The organism is Paenibacillus sp. J22P59 (assembly GCF_059383895.1).
Genome location: NZ_JBXENX010000001.1, coordinates 728,971 through 743,676, shown reverse-complemented (window position 1 = coordinate 743,676; position 14,706 = coordinate 728,971). Strand labels below are relative to the sequence as shown.

Sequence of the window (14,706 nt, the reverse complement as noted above, 5' to 3'; positions counted from 1 at the left end):
AGTGATGAATGTATAGGAAGGAAGCGAGCCACAATGCCGGAATTACCGGAAATGGAAACCTATCGAACGATGCTGACAGAGCGTATAGCAGGAGCACAAATCATTGGTACCGAAGTAACACGCGAGCAGTCAATCAATGTGAGCGTAGAGGAATGGAGCAAAGCGCTTGTTGGACGGACAGTCTGGTTCGTGGAGCGCCGAGGCAAGCATTTATTATTTCATTTGGATAACGGCAAGCGCTTGCTGCTTCATTTGATGCTGGGCGGCACTATTTTTTGGGGCAGCGATGAGGAACGTCCTGATCGTACGGTGCAAGTGACGATTCGCTTCGCGAGCGGTAATTTATATTTTATCGGGCTGCGGCTCGGTTTCCTGCATTTGATGTCCGTTAAGGAGGTTGATCAGAAGCTGAGCAGCCTAGGTCCGGACCCGTTCGACAAAAGATTAACATGGGAGCGATTCAAAGCGCTGTTTGCCAAAAAACGCAGTGCAATCAAAACGGCTCTAGTTGATCAACAGGTAATTGCTGGTATTGGGAATTGCTATGCAGACGAGATTGCGTTCGCTGCTTCGATTCGTCCAGATGCCAAGATTCCAGCTATTACAGACGCTTCATGGGAACGTCTATATGTGGCGATGCAAAGTGTTCTTCGAGAGGCAACTGCACGCGGGGGCTATATGGAAATGCCATTAACGATTACAGATACGTTGACTGGCGGCTTTAATGATCATTGCCAAGTCTATGATCGTGCAGGGGAGCCTTGCCATCGCTGCGGTACTCCCATTGAACAGATTGAGGTATCTTCGCGGAAAGCATTTTTCTGCCCTGCTTGTCAGAAGGATATGTAACGAATGCGAATAGGCAGGCATTTAAGCATTAGGAACGGTTTTGCCGCTGCAGCTAGAACTGCTTATTCAGAGGGCTTGCTGGCCTATCAATATTTCCCGAAGAATCCAAGGAGCTTGACCCTCAAATCACTCGATCATCGAGATGCATCCAAATGCGCAGCTTTATGTAGGGAGAACGGAATGGTGTCTGTTGCACATACACCGTACCCGACTAATTTGGCGGTTGATACAGATGAAGCTAGGCATCGAATTGCAGCATCTCTGATTAATGATCTGACTATTGCTGAAGCTTGCGGTTCAGTAGGGGTAGTGGTCCATTTTGGCATATATAAAGGAACTGACATGCTTCTGGGCTACCAATCTATCATACGTTGTCTGGATGAGGTAACCGCCATATGGAGCGGGGAAGCCAAGCTGTTAATTGAAATTCAATCGGGTGAGCATGCGTTTATGGGGACGACGCTGGAAGAGCTTGCACAAATACGCAAGCTCTGTGCGAATCCGGAGAAATTGGCGTTTTGCTTGGATACTTGCCATATGTTCGCTAGTGGTCTATGGGCAGGGGATACAAATGCAGCATGGGCAAAAAAGGCAATTGAGCTTAGTATTCTGCAAGCTGTGGAAGTGGTGCATTTCAATGATTCTAAGTTCCCTTCTGGTGCTCGCAGAGACCGTCATGCGTCTCTTGGACATGGACATATTGGATTAGAAGGGTTACAGTGGTTCATGTCACTCCCAGAATTGCGTCAGGTACCGTTCGTATTGGAAACGCCGCCAGATGAAGACGGCAGTTATAAAGAGCAACTGGAACTCATGCGCGAATGGGGGAAGCATTGATGATTCATGTTTATTTGGATGATTATCGGCCATGCCCCAAAGGTTTCGTTCTCGCGCGAAATGCGGAAGAATGTAAGCTGTTAATTGATTCTGAAGCCATTGGAATCTTATCGCTTGATTATGACTTGGGCTGGGGTGAGCCTACTGGCTATGAGGTCGTTCGTCATATTGTTGAGACAGGACGTTATCCCGAGCAAACGTTTTTGCATACTTCGAGTGCAGAGGGCAGGATACAGATGTACCATCTGTTGTGTTCTCATGCACCTATGAATATCAAGCTGGTGAACGGCCCAATGCCAGCGTCTTTATTGGATGCAATTGCTTCATTGTAATTGAATATAGCAACTGGAGGTTAGGAATTGAGTACATGGATTGGAACGACAAATCAAGGGTACTCTCCGTATGCTATAGAGGAACTTAGGCGATTAATCGCCGGAATTAAAGTAACCCAGCTAGCTGCAGGGGAAGTATTTATGTTTGAAAGTCCGCTGTCAGCAGAAGATACGGCGAGAACGGTGCGCCAGAATCCTCCGGTGTTTCTGCGGCATATGCAGCCAGTGGATCGAATCATTGCAATAAAAGGTACTGCAGAGGATTTGGAGGAGCTGTCCGAGACGGTTCGCCGTGCAAAGCTGTTGTTCGAAGGCAGACGAGTATCGATTCATCTGCGTAAAGTATCTAAGACGCCTTATATTTACTCTGCTTCTGACACGAAATCTTTATTGGATGCCGTGCTTGAAGAGCTAGATGCGGAGCCGGTTGTGCAGCAGCCTGACCGTATCATTGCGATCTATGCCGGAGTTAATGAATTGTACATAGGCTTCGGGAACCCACTCGACATGCTGTCTGATTGGCCAGGTGGGGCCGTCAGATTTCAGCGTGAGGAAGGGCAAATTTCGCGTGCGAAATTTAAGCTTCTAGAGGCAGAGCGCGAATTTGGACTTGATTATTCCACCTTTCGCAGCGCACTCGACATTGGAGCCGCACCTGGCGGGTGGACCTCCTTGCTGCTGGAGCGGGGCTTGCGCGTGACAGCGGTTGATCCTGGGGAGATGCATCCATCCTTAATTGGACATCCTTCCTTAACTTACCTGAAGCGCAATGCGGCAGATGTTAAGCTTCAGCAAGGCAGCTTCGATCTTCTCGTCTGTGATATGAGCTGGAGTCCGATGCAAATGTGCCGACTGGTTCTTGATCTAGAGGCAGCCCTCGCTCCGCAGGCATCTGCTATCATTACGGTCAAGCTGATGCATCGCAAACCGATGCAAACGATCCGTGAAGTCACCGAGAGACTATCAACATCATTTAATATTGGCGGAGCCAAACAGCTTTTCCATAACAGAGAAGAGATTACGTTATTTCTTCATAAGAAATAAAAAAATCCGGATCAGGTGTATTCTTGACCTGATTTTTTTGTTTCGGTGCTGAATGTACGATTAAATAAATCTTTCGGAGCTGTGTTCCGTTAATTACTCATGGCTGCGGAAACTTGAATAATGAATGTGGAGGCTTCGGTTAATATGAAACAGAACAAATATGATGATGCTGGATTTTTTGCGAATTACAGTCTGATGCCTCGCTCAACAGGAGGACTTGATGCTGCTGGAGAATGGCAAGAATTGCGTGCAATGCTTCCAAATCTACAGGATAAGAGGGTGCTTGATCTAGGCTGCGGCTTTGGCTGGCATTGTCGTTATGCTCGTGAGCAGCAAGCCCGTTCAGTGGTTGGAGTAGATCTATCAGAGAATATGCTGGATCGTGCCAGAGCAATGACGGATGACTCCATGATCGAATACGTTCGTCTTCCAATCGAGGATATTGACTATTCGGAGGAATTCGATGTCGTTATAAGCTCACTGGCACTTCATTATGTCGAGCAATTCGATGTTATTTGCCAAAAGGTTCATAGTAGTCTGGTGTCTGGAGGCATGTTCGTAATGTCGGTTGAGCATCCAGTCTTCACTGCGCGTGCCGAGCAAGATTGGCATTACGGTCCGCATGGCGAGAAATTACATTGGCCAGTGGACCATTATTACAGTGAAGGTTCACGACAAGCACGGTTTCTAGATAATGATGTTGTTAAATACCATCGCACCGTAGCTACCCATATTAATGGTTTAATTGAGTCGGGTTTTCGTATCGTGAAGCTATCGGAGCCCCAGCCATCCCAAGAAATGCTTGCTAGCAATGTGGATATGCAAGATGAGCTCCGGCGTCCGATTTTCTTGATGATTGCTGCTGTAAAAAATTAAATCAAATCAGGAGGGCTTAATTCCAGCCTTTTCGTAACCGTATAGTTGAAGCTAATATCATTATATGATAGGCTAGAAGGAAATAAGGTTACGGGAAAGCATCCCGGCATGAAGGCGAATACTATTCGTCTATCAGGCCGGGATTTTTTGCGTAGTTCGAGGTGATGAGGATAAAGGAAGGCGCTCTATTAGGCGGACGATATCGGATTATAGGCAAGCTTGGGAGTGGTGGAATGGGGATGGTCTTTGCTGCGGAGGATATGAGGCTGCAGGGGAAGCTTCGTGCAATCAAGTTAACTTCAGCACTGAATCCCAAGCCTATGGGCGGGGCAGCAACGGAGGAAGCCAGAATGCTCATGAGACTCCAGCATGCCAATCTTCCCCTTATTATTGATTATTTTTGTATGGAAGGTTTCGATGCTCTCGTTATGGATTTCATCCATGGGGAGTCTTTGGGCGCTCGGTATAAAAAGCTTGATTGCTTCATGCCGTTCCAGCAAGTATTGGGCATTGCTCTTCAATTATGTGCAGCCTTATCTTATTTGCATCGCCAATTGCCCCAAATCATACATCGTGATATTAAACCCTCCAATGTTATGCTAGAGGACAACGGACATGTGCGGCTGATAGATCTCGGTATTGCAAGACATTACAAATGGGGATCGGAACAAGACACGGTTCTGCTTGGCACGCCTGGTTTCGCTGCACCGGAACAAGGAATGGATGCAAGGCAGAGTGAGCCTCGAACCGATATTTTCGGCCTCGGAGCCCTAATGTATTATTTATTAAGCGGCGGAAGCTTCTATACGGGCTTTGGCAATCCGCCTGATCCATCATTGAAGCGAATGCAAAGGGATGTGCCCACCGCATTCAAGCCGATTATAATTAGAATGCTGCAAGCAAGACCAGAGCATCGTCAAGCTTCCATAGACATAGTAGAAAGGGAGCTTCGAGGCTTGCTGGAGCTGAGCACGGCTAGCCTCTATCCTCATCAACATTCGAGCAGCCTAAGTTTAGGCTCTCCTTCGAGTGCCCTTATGCTAACCGTTTTTCCATTGTCGTCTGGGGCAGGGGCAACCTTTGTAACAATTACACTCGCAAGAATCTTGGCTATGCAGGGAATTACGGTTGAAGCTGCTGAATTGTGTACCAGCAGACCAGAGTGGCATACGCTGTTGAGAGCAAATAATGGATTGACCATAAGAGAAGAGCCTTATATCACTTGGCATCAATACCGCGTGCTCTGGCATGCATTAAGATATCCTATTAAAACTGATGGGATGGCCCTGATGAATGAGCTGAGGGGTTGTCTGGCGAATCATCCAGCACAGGTCAAGCTGGTGGACCTATCCAGCCATACAGAAGATGAGTTTATAAGGAGATGGCTTAAACAGTCGAATCTCGTCTTAGTAGTGGCAGATGCTTATCCATCCAAATGGCAGCAGGAGCGTCTGTCGGCCTTATTGAGCTTGTCGCAAGAGCTTCAGGAAAATGGAGGGAGTCTTCGGTGGGCTGTGAACAAGGATGTGAAGTTCAAGGGGCGGGCGGAATGGCTGAGCCTGCTTCCTGAACGCCCGATTGCTGCAATACCGCAGCTTGCCACTGAAGAATGGCTGCATTTGTTATGGGCTGGAAAATGGGCGACCGATGACAAGCGGTTGTGCAGAATGCTTTTGTCTGCATTCCATCCTGTTGTGGAGTGGGTTGAGCGAGAAAGGAATACAAAGCAGTGAAACTTATGGTACAATAATACGGGTTAAATCGACAATCTATATTTAACATAGGACTATAGCATAGCTTGAATGGAGATACAGAAAAACATGAGTTTATTAACAGTTGAGCAATTATCCCATACGTTCGGAGATCGAGTATTATTTAAAAATGTTTCCTTCCGGCTCCTTGCTGGGGAGCATGTTGGTCTCGTTGGCGCCAACGGGACAGGCAAATCTACGATGATGAATATATTAACGGGCAAGCTGCTTAAGGACGAGGGCAAGGTAGAATGGACGCCCAAAGTTCGCTATGGCTACTTGGACCAGCATACGAAGCTTGCACAGGGCAAAACAATTCGTGATGTATTGAAAGATGCTTTTTTACCAATGCTCCAGCTGGAGCAGGAGCTTAATGACATCGCAATGCAAATGGGCGATGCAGATTCTGATAAGCTTGAATTGCTGCTTGAACGCATGGGCGTCATTCAAGAGGAGCTTGAAATTGGTGATTTTTATCTGATCGATGTGAAGGTAGAAGAAATGGCCAATGGCCTTGGCCTTGCTGCCATAGGGCTAGACCGCGACGTTACCGCCTTGAGCGGCGGTCAACGGACGAAGGTGCTGCTTGCGAAGCTTCTGTTAGAGAAGCCGACGGTCCTTCTTCTGGATGAGCCTACGAACTATTTGGATGAAGAGCATATTAATTGGCTGACGAACTATTTGAAGTCCTATCCTTATGCCTTCGTTCTGATTTCTCATGACACAGGCTTCATGAATCAGGTCGTCGATATTATTTATCATTTGGAGTTTTCCAAATTAACTCGTTACGCTGCCAATTATGAGAAGTTTCTTGAAATGGCGGATATGAACAAAGCTCAGCATATTGATGCGTACGAGAAGCAGAAGGAATATATCAAGAAGCAGGAAGATTTCATCAATAAGAATAAAGCCCGTGCCTCTACCTCTGGGCGTGCCAAGAGCCGTGAGAAGCAGCTCGATAAGATTGATAGAATCGACAAGCCTGAGGAAGCAGCGAAGCCTACCTTTAACTTTAAAGAATCGCGTACTAGCGGCAAGACGGTATTCGAAGCGGAAGGGCTGTCAATCGGCTATAACAAGCCGCTGCTTCCGAAGATGAATATGCTAATTGAACGTGGAGACAAGATTGCTATCGTTGGCTGCAATGGTGTCGGCAAATCGACATTGCTCAAGACGATCCTAGGCGTAGTGCCCGCTTTGGATGGAACTATTTATCGCGGCGATTATTTGCATCCTGCCTATTTCGAGCAGGAGGCAAAGGCACCAACTATGACGCCGCTGGATGATGTATGGAATGAATTCTCATACATGAATCAGCATGAGGTCCGTGCAGCATTGGCTCGTTGCGGCTTGAAGAATGAACATATTACACGTGCGCTCAATCAATTGAGCGGCGGCGAGCAAGCGAAGGTACGCCTATGCAAGCTGATGCTGCATGAGAGCAACTGGATTTTGTTCGATGAGCCGACGAACCATTTGGATGTAGTCGCAAAGGCCGAATTGAAGCGTGCCCTGAAGGCATTCAAAGGAACGGTCGTCCTTGTATCTCACGAGCCTGATTTCTATGAAGATTGGGTAACCAAGACATGGGATGTAGAATCATGGTCCATGCAAAGCCAGACTTAATATACAAGTGAGGAAGCGGCAGACTTAGCAACTGGTGCTTATGACGTGAGAGGCCGGCCTACTTTCTTGTAGACTGGCCTGCTTGCATTTCTATTCCCCCTTAATTTATGATTGAAAAATAATGCGTCCGTTGAGGATTGCTGGAAGCAGGTGAAGAACTAGTATGAATGAAAAAGTGCTAGTAGTGGAAGATGAAGCCGGAATATCACGGGTATTGCAGCTAGAGCTCGAACATGAAGGTTATACGGTCGGGACCGCTGATGATGGTAGAAAAGGGTATGAGATGGCCTCAACAGGCGAATGGCAATTAGTTCTGCTGGATGTTATGCTTCCAGAGCTGAACGGAATTGAAGTGCTTCGACGTCTTCGGCAAGCGGGCAATGCGGTTCCAGTTATATTGCTTACCGCTAGAGATACGGTGCCTGATAAAGTAAGTGGATTCGAACATGGCGCAAATGATTATATTACCAAGCCGTTTGCGATGGAGGAGCTTCTAGCTCGCGTCCGAAATATATTACGTATTTTTCAGCAATACCCTAAAGAATCTGAGGGTTCCGATCTTATTAAAGTGGCAGATCTTACGATAGAGCTGCGTACTCGCAAAGTGTTCCGCAAAGATATTGTGATTGAATTGACGCCGCGCGAGTTCGAGCTGCTTGTCTATTTGGCGCAGAACAAGAATGAAGAGAAATCAAGAGAAGATATTTTATCCGAAGTATGGGGCTATGACTTTATTGGTGAGACAAATTTAGTCGACGTGTATATTCGTTATTTGCGTCAGAAGCTGGACAAGGGATATCGTCATAAGCTCATTCATACGGTTAGAGGCGTAGGTTATACGATGAAGGAGCCAGACGCATGACACTGCGCAAAAGATTTACGCTTTTTACGATCTTTTGGTTGATTTTTATTCTTATCCTGTTCAATATCTTCGTATATTTCTATGTCATTAAGATTACTACGGAGAGTGAAGAACGGGTTATCGGGAACAGAGTCAATCTCATGCTGGAGAATGCGCAGATTCAGAAAGGCCAGAATTTGCACGATACCGATCTGTTAAGTGAATATTATAATGTCAATGAAATGATTCGAATAGTATTGCCGGATAATAAAGTCGCAAATTTTAGCGGATCGGACCCCGTCTTGCTTAACTTGCCAGCCGAGTTCCATCGGCAGCATGATACAGGCATGATCTCCAAAGGTAATAAACGGATATTGTATATGCGGGTTCCGCTGTTTGAGGGTTCCGATGTCATTGCTATGCTGGAAGTAAACCGGGTTTTGAATGAGCTGGACGAATATTTGCAAATTCTTGTCGCTGCATTGACGGTGACAAGCGGAGGCGCCATTCTATTTGCGATTTTCGGTACCTATTGGTTTACTTCACGCCTTACAGCGCCTATGCAGCAGATGGTTAATACGATGCGCGAGATTGACCGAAGCGGAAAGCTGCGCAAAATTGAGACGACAAGCCATGAGGAATCCGCAGAGCTGCAGCAGCTTGTTCGAGCTTTTAATCAAATGATCGAGCGGCTGGACCGAACCTTTGCTAGACAGAAGCAGTTCGTAGCCGATGCGTCGCATGAGCTCAAGACACCGCTAACTGTTATTAGCAGCTATGCGGGCATGCTGAAGCGCTGGGGGCGTGATGATGAGAATATCCGCAACGAGGCGATTGAAGCTATTGATCGGGAGGCAGGCCGACTTCAGAATTTGACCAAGTCCATGCTCATGCTGGCGGAGGCAGAACAAGAGGATTGGCTGCGACAGGAGCTATTCGATGTCGTTCTGGTTGTATCGGAGCTAGCCGTTATGCTTCAGACTACTTTCCAGCGTCCAATTAGAGTGAAGGCGATGTCAAAAGCTGTTCGTATGTATGGGGACAAGGACAAGATCAGGCAATTGCTTGTCATTCTTCTCGATAATGCTATCAAGTACAGTAAAGATCCCATCGAAGTATCTGTCAGCCTAGTCAAAAATATTGTGAAGATCGAAGTGAAGGATAAAGGCATCGGGATTCCTGAGAATGAGATTCCACATATGTTCGAAAGATTTTATCGCGTAGATGGGGCTAGAAGCCGTACTACTGGCGGTGTTGGACTAGGATTATCCATCGCCAAACGAATTGTCGATCTTCATGAAGGCAAGATTGATGTCTTCAGTTTGCCGGATCTGGGAACGACGATCTCGCTGCAGTTCAAGCAAAGAAAGTAAGAGAATAATGAAGTATCGTGGCATCCTGAACTCCTAACGACGCAGCTGCTGTCTATAACATACGAGGGGCTATTCCGGCAATTCTGTGTGAAGGAGAGTGCTTATAGTGCACAAACGGTTCTATTTGTGGAATGAAGGCCTGTTAACAGAGGCCGTGATTAGAAGATATTCCTCCAAAGACTTTGATGCCTTAATCGAAGTCCAGCGATTGAGCTTCCCGCCGCCTTATCCAGAGGAGCTTCTGTGGAATCATAATCAGCTTCATGAGCAGGTTAAGCGATTCCCGGAGGGGGCATTATGCGCGGAGGTTGAGGGTAAAATCATTGGTTCCATGACAGGGCTTATCGTCGATATGGACCACTACGGCACTTCACATAGCTGGGAGACGATTACAGATAGCGGGTATATTCGCAATCACGATCGGACAGGGGATACGCTGTACGTCGCTGATATTTGTGTCATTCCGGATTACCGTAAGACAGGAATCGGGAAGTGGCTAATGCAGTCTATGTACGAGACGGTTGTTCATCTTGGACTGCATCGTTTGCTTGGTGCAGGCCGTATGCCAGGCTATCATCTTTATGCCGCTTCTATAAGTCCTGAGTCTTATTTGGAAGGTGTATTAAGAGGAAAATACCGGGATCCTGTATTATCATTTCTGTTGAAATGCGGCAGGACACCGGTTGGCATTGTGTCTCATTATTTAGATGACGAGGAATCCTGCCATTATGCGGCTCTAATGGAATGGCGTAATCCGTTTTTATAAAAGGGGAGACTATCAATGATCTATCATCGCATTACATCCATAGATGATTCTTATTTTGCTTCACTGCATCAGCTGCTGCAGCGTATTTTTCCTCCCGAGGAGGTTCTTGCTTATGATCTATGGGCAGAGCCATTGAAGGATCCAGCTATTCATGTCTATGTGGCTATAGAGGATGGAGACGTTGTCGGTTCTACAGAATACCGCTATTATCCTGAGCTTCGGGTTGCCATGACTGACTTTACGATTATTGGAATGCCAGGCAAGGGCATTGGCAGATTCCTGCTTCGCGGGCGTGAGAAGGATCTGGCACGTCTAGCAGCAGAATCTGGTACGATATCTACAGGCATGTTCGCAGAAATCTATGATCCTAATGAAAGCGATCAGCATGAATTCGGCGGGATTTCTCCGATGAGTCCGTTCGTAAGAAGAGAAGTCTTGTCTCATATTGGGTATAAGCGCCTTAATATTCGTTATGTTCATCCGTCTTGGGATCATGAGGGTCTTGCTGTAGAGGGACTCAATCTCAGCTTCTTGCCAGCAGACGAGGATCAAAGTCATATTCCATCGGAGCTTGTAGTGAAGTTCTTAGAGGATTATTATTCAGCATTGCCCAATAAGCCGCAGGCATGGTTGGATATGATTGAAGAGCTGCGCGGAATGGAACAGGTCGAGCTGCTGCCATTATGACGATGCACATTACCTTTCGTGGTACGGGAGACTCTATGGGTGTCCCTCGTGTCTATTGCGATTGCAAGGTTTGCGAGGAAGCCAGAATAGGGAACGCTAATAGGAGACTTCGGTCATTGGTCCAACTTGATGATGCTACATTCGGGACGATGCTGATTGATTGCGGACCGGATTGGGGCAGGCAGATGGAGGCAGCTGGATTGCGCAAAGTAGATCGTATTCTGCTGACGCATGCTCACTTTGATCATATCGGGGGACTTGTAGAATGGGCCGATGCATGCCGCTGGTTAGGGAAGCAAGGGGAAGCTTACGCACCTGCGGAAGTAATTGAGGAGATTCTAGCCAGATTTCCTTGGCTGCAACGGCATATTCGATTTAGCCCTATTGATGATCCCATTTTATTCGGTGATTGGCACACCTCTTGCTGGCGAGTGAATCATGGCAAGAACGGATACTCCTATGCCTATCGTTTTCAACATAACGCAGCCCATAAAGCATGGGTGTACTGCTCGGATGCAATTGGTCTTACGCCTGCCCAGCAAGAGCCGCTCGCAGGGCTGTCGCTGCTTGTGCTGGGAACGAATTTTTATAAAGAAGTCTATCCGTATGAGACAAGATCTGTGTACGATGTAACGGAAGCACTTGAATTAATTAAGCAGTGGGAGCCAGAGCAAACTGTATTTACACATTTGTCTCATGATATTGATCTTCATCGAAATTATGGACTGCCTGCCAATACGAGGTTTGCTACGACTGGGCTAACCCTTTCGTTGTAATTAGTTGACAAAAGGGTTGGCTTTCTTATAAAGTATAGTTAGATTTTAATTGTTCATTCGAAAAGGGGAAATTTTAATGTTTGCCGGTGTTCTTAACTTCTAATTGGATAGATCGGACCTTCTTGACGACGAAGATTGTATGTAAGGGGCATGAAATATGTCCAATGCATGCTTCTGTTGTGACGTCTAGGATCGGTATCCGATGCCAAGGGTTAAGAACATGTGGATTCCGCCTGAATGACATTCGACAGCGGCCTTTCACCGTGCTCTTGCAGCACGGTTTTTTTGCGTTTAAATACGTGAGAAGGAGCTTGCTTTGTCCGCAGATCAACTGCTGCTGGATTAAGTAAGCTTGTATAGGTATAGCTGTCGTTAGAACAGGAATGGAGCGCTCCCGCGTTCTGTTCCTGTTTTTTTATTGTCGTCATTACATTTAAGGAGAGATGAGCAAGTATGAATGAAGCGTCATTGAAGCGATTGGAATATGACAAAATAAAGGAAAAGCTGATCAGCTATACCGTATCCCCCACAGGAAGAAAGCTTGCAGAAGCACTCAATCCGAGTGTGAGCCGCAACCAGATCTATGCGTGGTTGCTCGAGACGAAGGAGGCGGCGGCGCTTCTTGCTTCAGGAGCGAGCGTCCCGCTCTCTGCAATGGAAGGGATTGATCCGTTCATGGCACTTCTTGGAAAGGGACGAATCTATACGGAGCTGGAATTGGAGCAATTGTTGGTATGGCTCGTATCTGTCGCACAAATGAAGCGTTACATGGACACGAAGAGAGGAATTGCACCGACCATTGCCAGTTATGCGGATTCAATGGATGACTGCAAGCTGCTGCGTCAGGAACTGGAATTATGTATACGCTTCGGAAGGCTGACCGATCAAGCGAGTCCAGATATGGGGTATATCCGTCGTCAGATCGTGATCGTGGAAGACAAAATTAATAAGAAGCTTCAAACGGCCCTCTCGAAATATAAATCGGCTCTGCAAGAGACGCTCATTAGCAAGAGGCAGGGCAGATCGGTCATTGCCGTGAAGCGCGAGCTTCGCAAGCAGGTGCCCGGCACGGTGCTGGATGAATCGGCAAGCGGACAGACGTTATTCGTTGAACCACATGATGTCTCGGAGCTGCAATCCGAGATGCAGGGCTGGGTGGCTGATGAAGAAAGAGAACGGACCATTATTTTGTCGAGACTGTCAGAATTCGCGGAAACCTTTATTGGGGAGCTGCGCAACAATAGGGACATTATGGCAGTCTTTGACTTCATTCTGGCAAGAGGGAAGCTGTCCCGTTCCTATAACGGTCAACCTGTGACGCTATGCGATGAGCCGGCTATCCGGCTTGTGGAAGCGAGACATCCATTACTCGGAAGCGAGGGAGAGCCTTTAAATGTGGAGCTCGGATTTCGGTGGAGGCAGCTTATTATTACAGGGCCTAATACAGGAGGCAAGACGGTCGCCCTCAAAACGATGGGACTGCTCGTCTTAATGGTACAGTCAGGACTATTAGTTCCGGCAGGCGAAGACAGCCGCTTCGGCATATTCCGCCATGTTATTGCTGATGTAGGAGATGGTCAGAGCATGGAGCAGTCGCTAAGCACCTTTTCTTCGCACATTACGGTATTGAAGCAGATGCTCGAAGCAGCTAGCGGACAGTCCTTGTTGCTGCTTGATGAGCTTGCTGCTGGAACCGACCCGGGTGAAGGAATTGCTTTGTCCATTGCCATCCTTGAGGAACTGCTGAACCGTAGAGCTCTAACAGCGGCAACAACTCATTTCAATGAAATAAAAACCTTTGCTTCACAAACGCAGGGCTGTATGAATGCTAGGATGGCTTTTGACCCGGATACGCTTCGCCCGCTGTATCGTTTGGAGATTGGCGAGGCAGGTGAAAGTCATGCTTTCGCTATTGCAAGACGTTATGGCTTGCCGGAACGCGTGTTGAAGCGGGCGGAGAAGCTGGCAGACGGGAGACGGAGCCAGGTGGATTTAGATACACAGGCAGGCTCGGCTCATCCATTAATCATTTTGGAGCAAGCAGAGGAGGGTACTTCCAAGAAGAAAGAACAAGAACAGCCAAAAGCTCTGAGTAAAAAACAGCCAATAAAGCCTTTTGAACAGGGAGATGCCGTATGGATTCATCCGTTGCAGAAAATTGGGATTGTATATCAAGCAGCAGATGAGCGGGGAGAAGTAACGGTACAGGTGCAGGGCAAAAAAATGAAATTCAATCATAAGCGACTACGGCTCTATATTACGAAAGAAAAGCTCTACCCAGGAAACGATTATGACATGGATATTGTATTTGATTCCAAAGAGAACCGTAAAGTAAGGAAGCTTATGGGACGAAAGCATATCGAGGGCTTAACGATTGAGACAAGGCAGGAAGAGGAGTAGGTGACAAGGAATACGCTAGAGAAAATAAAACTCTAGTCCTCTTTAAATTAAAGTTATGACAGGTATTGAGACAGTGAAGAAGCTAGTCGCTATATGCGGCTAGCTTCTTACACAGTTATTTCATCTAGAATAGTGGTTCATATATTTTTCAAAAGAAGAGTAAGTTTTCATCGCGATTGCTACCTTATCAGGCACATCCTTCATAATCTTTTGTAAATATATTTGGCCATCTGCGGTTATTCTAAGGATGTGCCTTGAACGATGGGCAGGGTCTATACCAATCTTCTCTATTTTTCCAGATTCAATCATTGCTGTGGTTCTTTGTGACAAGAAGCCTTTATTTACGCCTACACCATCCAGAATTTCAATAATACGCTGCTCTAGTTTCTGCTGATAGGTTGGACCGTGAGTCATGAGTTCTGCGAGCACAATGTATTCAAGGATTTCGAACACTTTAACGACGTTGCCCAGAGTCTCGTCTTTTTCAATTAGTTTCTTCGGGTTCATAGTAATTCATCTCCTAACGCAATAGGGAGCCCATCGGGTCT

The 14,706-nt window shown here is 46.8% G+C and carries 15 protein-coding genes; 13 read left to right on the top strand and 2 right to left on the bottom strand.

What is annotated here, in order from left to right:
- The first annotated feature begins 33 nt into the window (after positions 1 to 33).
- From mutM to AC50YO_RS03285, 12 genes are all read left to right on the top strand, one after another.
- Complete coding sequence (gene mutM / locus AC50YO_RS03340) at positions 34 to 849, top strand: bifunctional DNA-formamidopyrimidine glycosylase/DNA-(apurinic or apyrimidinic site) lyase (RefSeq protein WP_494843129.1); 816 nt, start codon at positions 34 to 36, stop codon at positions 847 to 849.
- A 3-nt stretch (positions 850 to 852) separates the two neighbouring features.
- The gene (locus AC50YO_RS03335; protein ID WP_494843127.1) at positions 853 to 1,686 is read left to right on the top strand and encodes a deoxyribonuclease IV; all 834 of its coding nucleotides are present in this window, start codon (positions 853 to 855) and stop codon (positions 1,684 to 1,686) included.
- A complete protein-coding gene (locus AC50YO_RS03330; protein WP_494843261.1) occupies positions 1,686 to 2,018 on the top strand; it encodes a cyclic-phosphate processing receiver domain-containing protein in 333 nt (110 codons plus the stop codon). Before AC50YO_RS03335 ends, AC50YO_RS03330 begins: the two co-directional genes overlap by 1 nt.
- A gap of 27 nt (positions 2,019 to 2,045) precedes the next feature.
- Positions 2,046 to 3,062, top strand: coding sequence for an SAM-dependent methyltransferase (locus AC50YO_RS03325; RefSeq protein ID WP_494843125.1), 1,017 nt, complete (start codon positions 2,046 to 2,048; stop codon positions 3,060 to 3,062).
- Between the two features lie 144 nt (positions 3,063 to 3,206).
- Positions 3,207 to 3,938: a class I SAM-dependent methyltransferase gene (locus AC50YO_RS03320; protein WP_494843123.1), complete on the top strand. Its 732-nt coding sequence runs from the start codon at positions 3,207 to 3,209 to the stop codon at positions 3,936 to 3,938.
- 164 nt (positions 3,939 to 4,102) lie between these two features.
- Positions 4,103 to 5,671, top strand: a complete 1,569-nt coding sequence (locus AC50YO_RS03315) for a serine/threonine-protein kinase (RefSeq protein ID WP_494843257.1) — start codon at positions 4,103 to 4,105, stop codon at positions 5,669 to 5,671.
- A gap of 87 nt (positions 5,672 to 5,758) precedes the next feature.
- Positions 5,759 to 7,315: an ABC-F family ATP-binding cassette domain-containing protein gene (locus tag AC50YO_RS03310; protein ID WP_494843121.1), complete on the top strand. Its 1,557-nt coding sequence runs from the start codon at positions 5,759 to 5,761 to the stop codon at positions 7,313 to 7,315.
- Between the two features lie 163 nt (positions 7,316 to 7,478).
- Positions 7,479 to 8,177: a response regulator transcription factor gene (locus AC50YO_RS03305; RefSeq protein WP_494843119.1), complete on the top strand. Its 699-nt coding sequence runs from the start codon at positions 7,479 to 7,481 to the stop codon at positions 8,175 to 8,177.
- Positions 8,174 to 9,529: a HAMP domain-containing sensor histidine kinase gene (locus tag AC50YO_RS03300; protein WP_494843117.1), complete on the top strand. Its 1,356-nt coding sequence runs from the start codon at positions 8,174 to 8,176 to the stop codon at positions 9,527 to 9,529. Before AC50YO_RS03305 ends, AC50YO_RS03300 begins: the two co-directional genes overlap by 4 nt.
- Positions 9,530 to 9,632: 103 nt before the next feature.
- Positions 9,633 to 10,295 (top strand): GNAT family N-acetyltransferase, encoded by a 663-nt coding sequence (locus AC50YO_RS03295; RefSeq protein WP_494843254.1) that lies wholly within the window; start codon positions 9,633 to 9,635, stop codon positions 10,293 to 10,295.
- Positions 10,296 to 10,310: 15 nt separating this feature from the next.
- On the top strand, positions 10,311 to 10,982 hold the full coding sequence (locus AC50YO_RS03290) for a GNAT family N-acetyltransferase (RefSeq protein ID WP_494843115.1): 672 nt from the start codon (positions 10,311 to 10,313) through the stop codon (positions 10,980 to 10,982).
- Entirely contained in the window at positions 10,979 to 11,758 is a 780-nt protein-coding gene (locus AC50YO_RS03285) for an MBL fold metallo-hydrolase (RefSeq protein ID WP_494843113.1), read from the top strand. The genes AC50YO_RS03290 and AC50YO_RS03285 overlap by 4 nt, the downstream gene beginning before the upstream one ends.
- A 212-nt stretch (positions 11,759 to 11,970) precedes the next feature.
- Here AC50YO_RS03285 and AC50YO_RS03280 read toward each other — a convergent pair whose 3' ends face one another.
- A complete protein-coding gene (locus AC50YO_RS03280; RefSeq protein ID WP_494843111.1) occupies positions 11,971 to 12,186 on the bottom strand; it encodes a hypothetical protein in 216 nt (71 codons plus the stop codon).
- A gap of 25 nt (positions 12,187 to 12,211) precedes the next feature.
- Here AC50YO_RS03280 and AC50YO_RS03275 point away from each other — a divergent pair, with 25 nt between their 5' ends.
- Complete coding sequence (locus AC50YO_RS03275; RefSeq protein WP_494843109.1) at positions 12,212 to 14,158, top strand: endonuclease MutS2; 1,947 nt, start codon at positions 12,212 to 12,214, stop codon at positions 14,156 to 14,158.
- Between the two features lie 120 nt (positions 14,159 to 14,278).
- On the opposite strand, the gene AC50YO_RS03270 is transcribed toward AC50YO_RS03275, so the two are convergent.
- Complete coding sequence (locus tag AC50YO_RS03270) at positions 14,279 to 14,665, bottom strand: winged helix DNA-binding protein (RefSeq protein WP_494843107.1); 387 nt, start codon at positions 14,663 to 14,665, stop codon at positions 14,279 to 14,281.
- Between the last annotated feature and the right edge of the window lie 41 nt (positions 14,666 to 14,706).

What these genes read in the sequence shown, in the direction of transcription:
- mutM (WP_494843129.1), top strand. Translation starts at nt 34, where the DNA reads ATGCCGGAATTACCGGAAATGGAAACCTATCGAACGATGCTGACAGAG.
- AC50YO_RS03335 (WP_494843127.1), top strand. Translation starts at nt 853, where the DNA reads ATGCGAATAGGCAGGCATTTAAGCATTAGGAACGGTTTTGCCGCTGCA.
- AC50YO_RS03330 (WP_494843261.1), top strand. Translation starts at nt 1,686, where the DNA reads ATGATTCATGTTTATTTGGATGATTATCGGCCATGCCCCAAAGGTTTC.
- AC50YO_RS03320 (WP_494843123.1), top strand. Translation starts at nt 3,207, where the DNA reads ATGAAACAGAACAAATATGATGATGCTGGATTTTTTGCGAATTACAGT.
- AC50YO_RS03315 (WP_494843257.1), top strand. Translation starts at nt 4,103, where the DNA reads ATGAGGATAAAGGAAGGCGCTCTATTAGGCGGACGATATCGGATTATA.
- AC50YO_RS03310 (WP_494843121.1), top strand. Translation starts at nt 5,759, where the DNA reads ATGAGTTTATTAACAGTTGAGCAATTATCCCATACGTTCGGAGATCGA.
- AC50YO_RS03305 (WP_494843119.1), top strand. Translation starts at nt 7,479, where the DNA reads ATGAATGAAAAAGTGCTAGTAGTGGAAGATGAAGCCGGAATATCACGG.
- AC50YO_RS03300 (WP_494843117.1), top strand. Translation starts at nt 8,174, where the DNA reads ATGACACTGCGCAAAAGATTTACGCTTTTTACGATCTTTTGGTTGATT.
- AC50YO_RS03290 (WP_494843115.1), top strand. Translation starts at nt 10,311, where the DNA reads ATGATCTATCATCGCATTACATCCATAGATGATTCTTATTTTGCTTCA.
- AC50YO_RS03285 (WP_494843113.1), top strand. Translation starts at nt 10,979, where the DNA reads ATGACGATGCACATTACCTTTCGTGGTACGGGAGACTCTATGGGTGTC.
- AC50YO_RS03280 (WP_494843111.1), bottom strand. Translation starts at nt 12,186, where the DNA reads ATGACGACAATAAAAAAACAGGAACAGAACGCGGGAGCGCTCCATTCC.
- AC50YO_RS03275 (WP_494843109.1), top strand. Translation starts at nt 12,212, where the DNA reads ATGAATGAAGCGTCATTGAAGCGATTGGAATATGACAAAATAAAGGAA.
- AC50YO_RS03270 (WP_494843107.1), bottom strand. Translation starts at nt 14,665, where the DNA reads ATGAACCCGAAGAAACTAATTGAAAAAGACGAGACTCTGGGCAACGTC.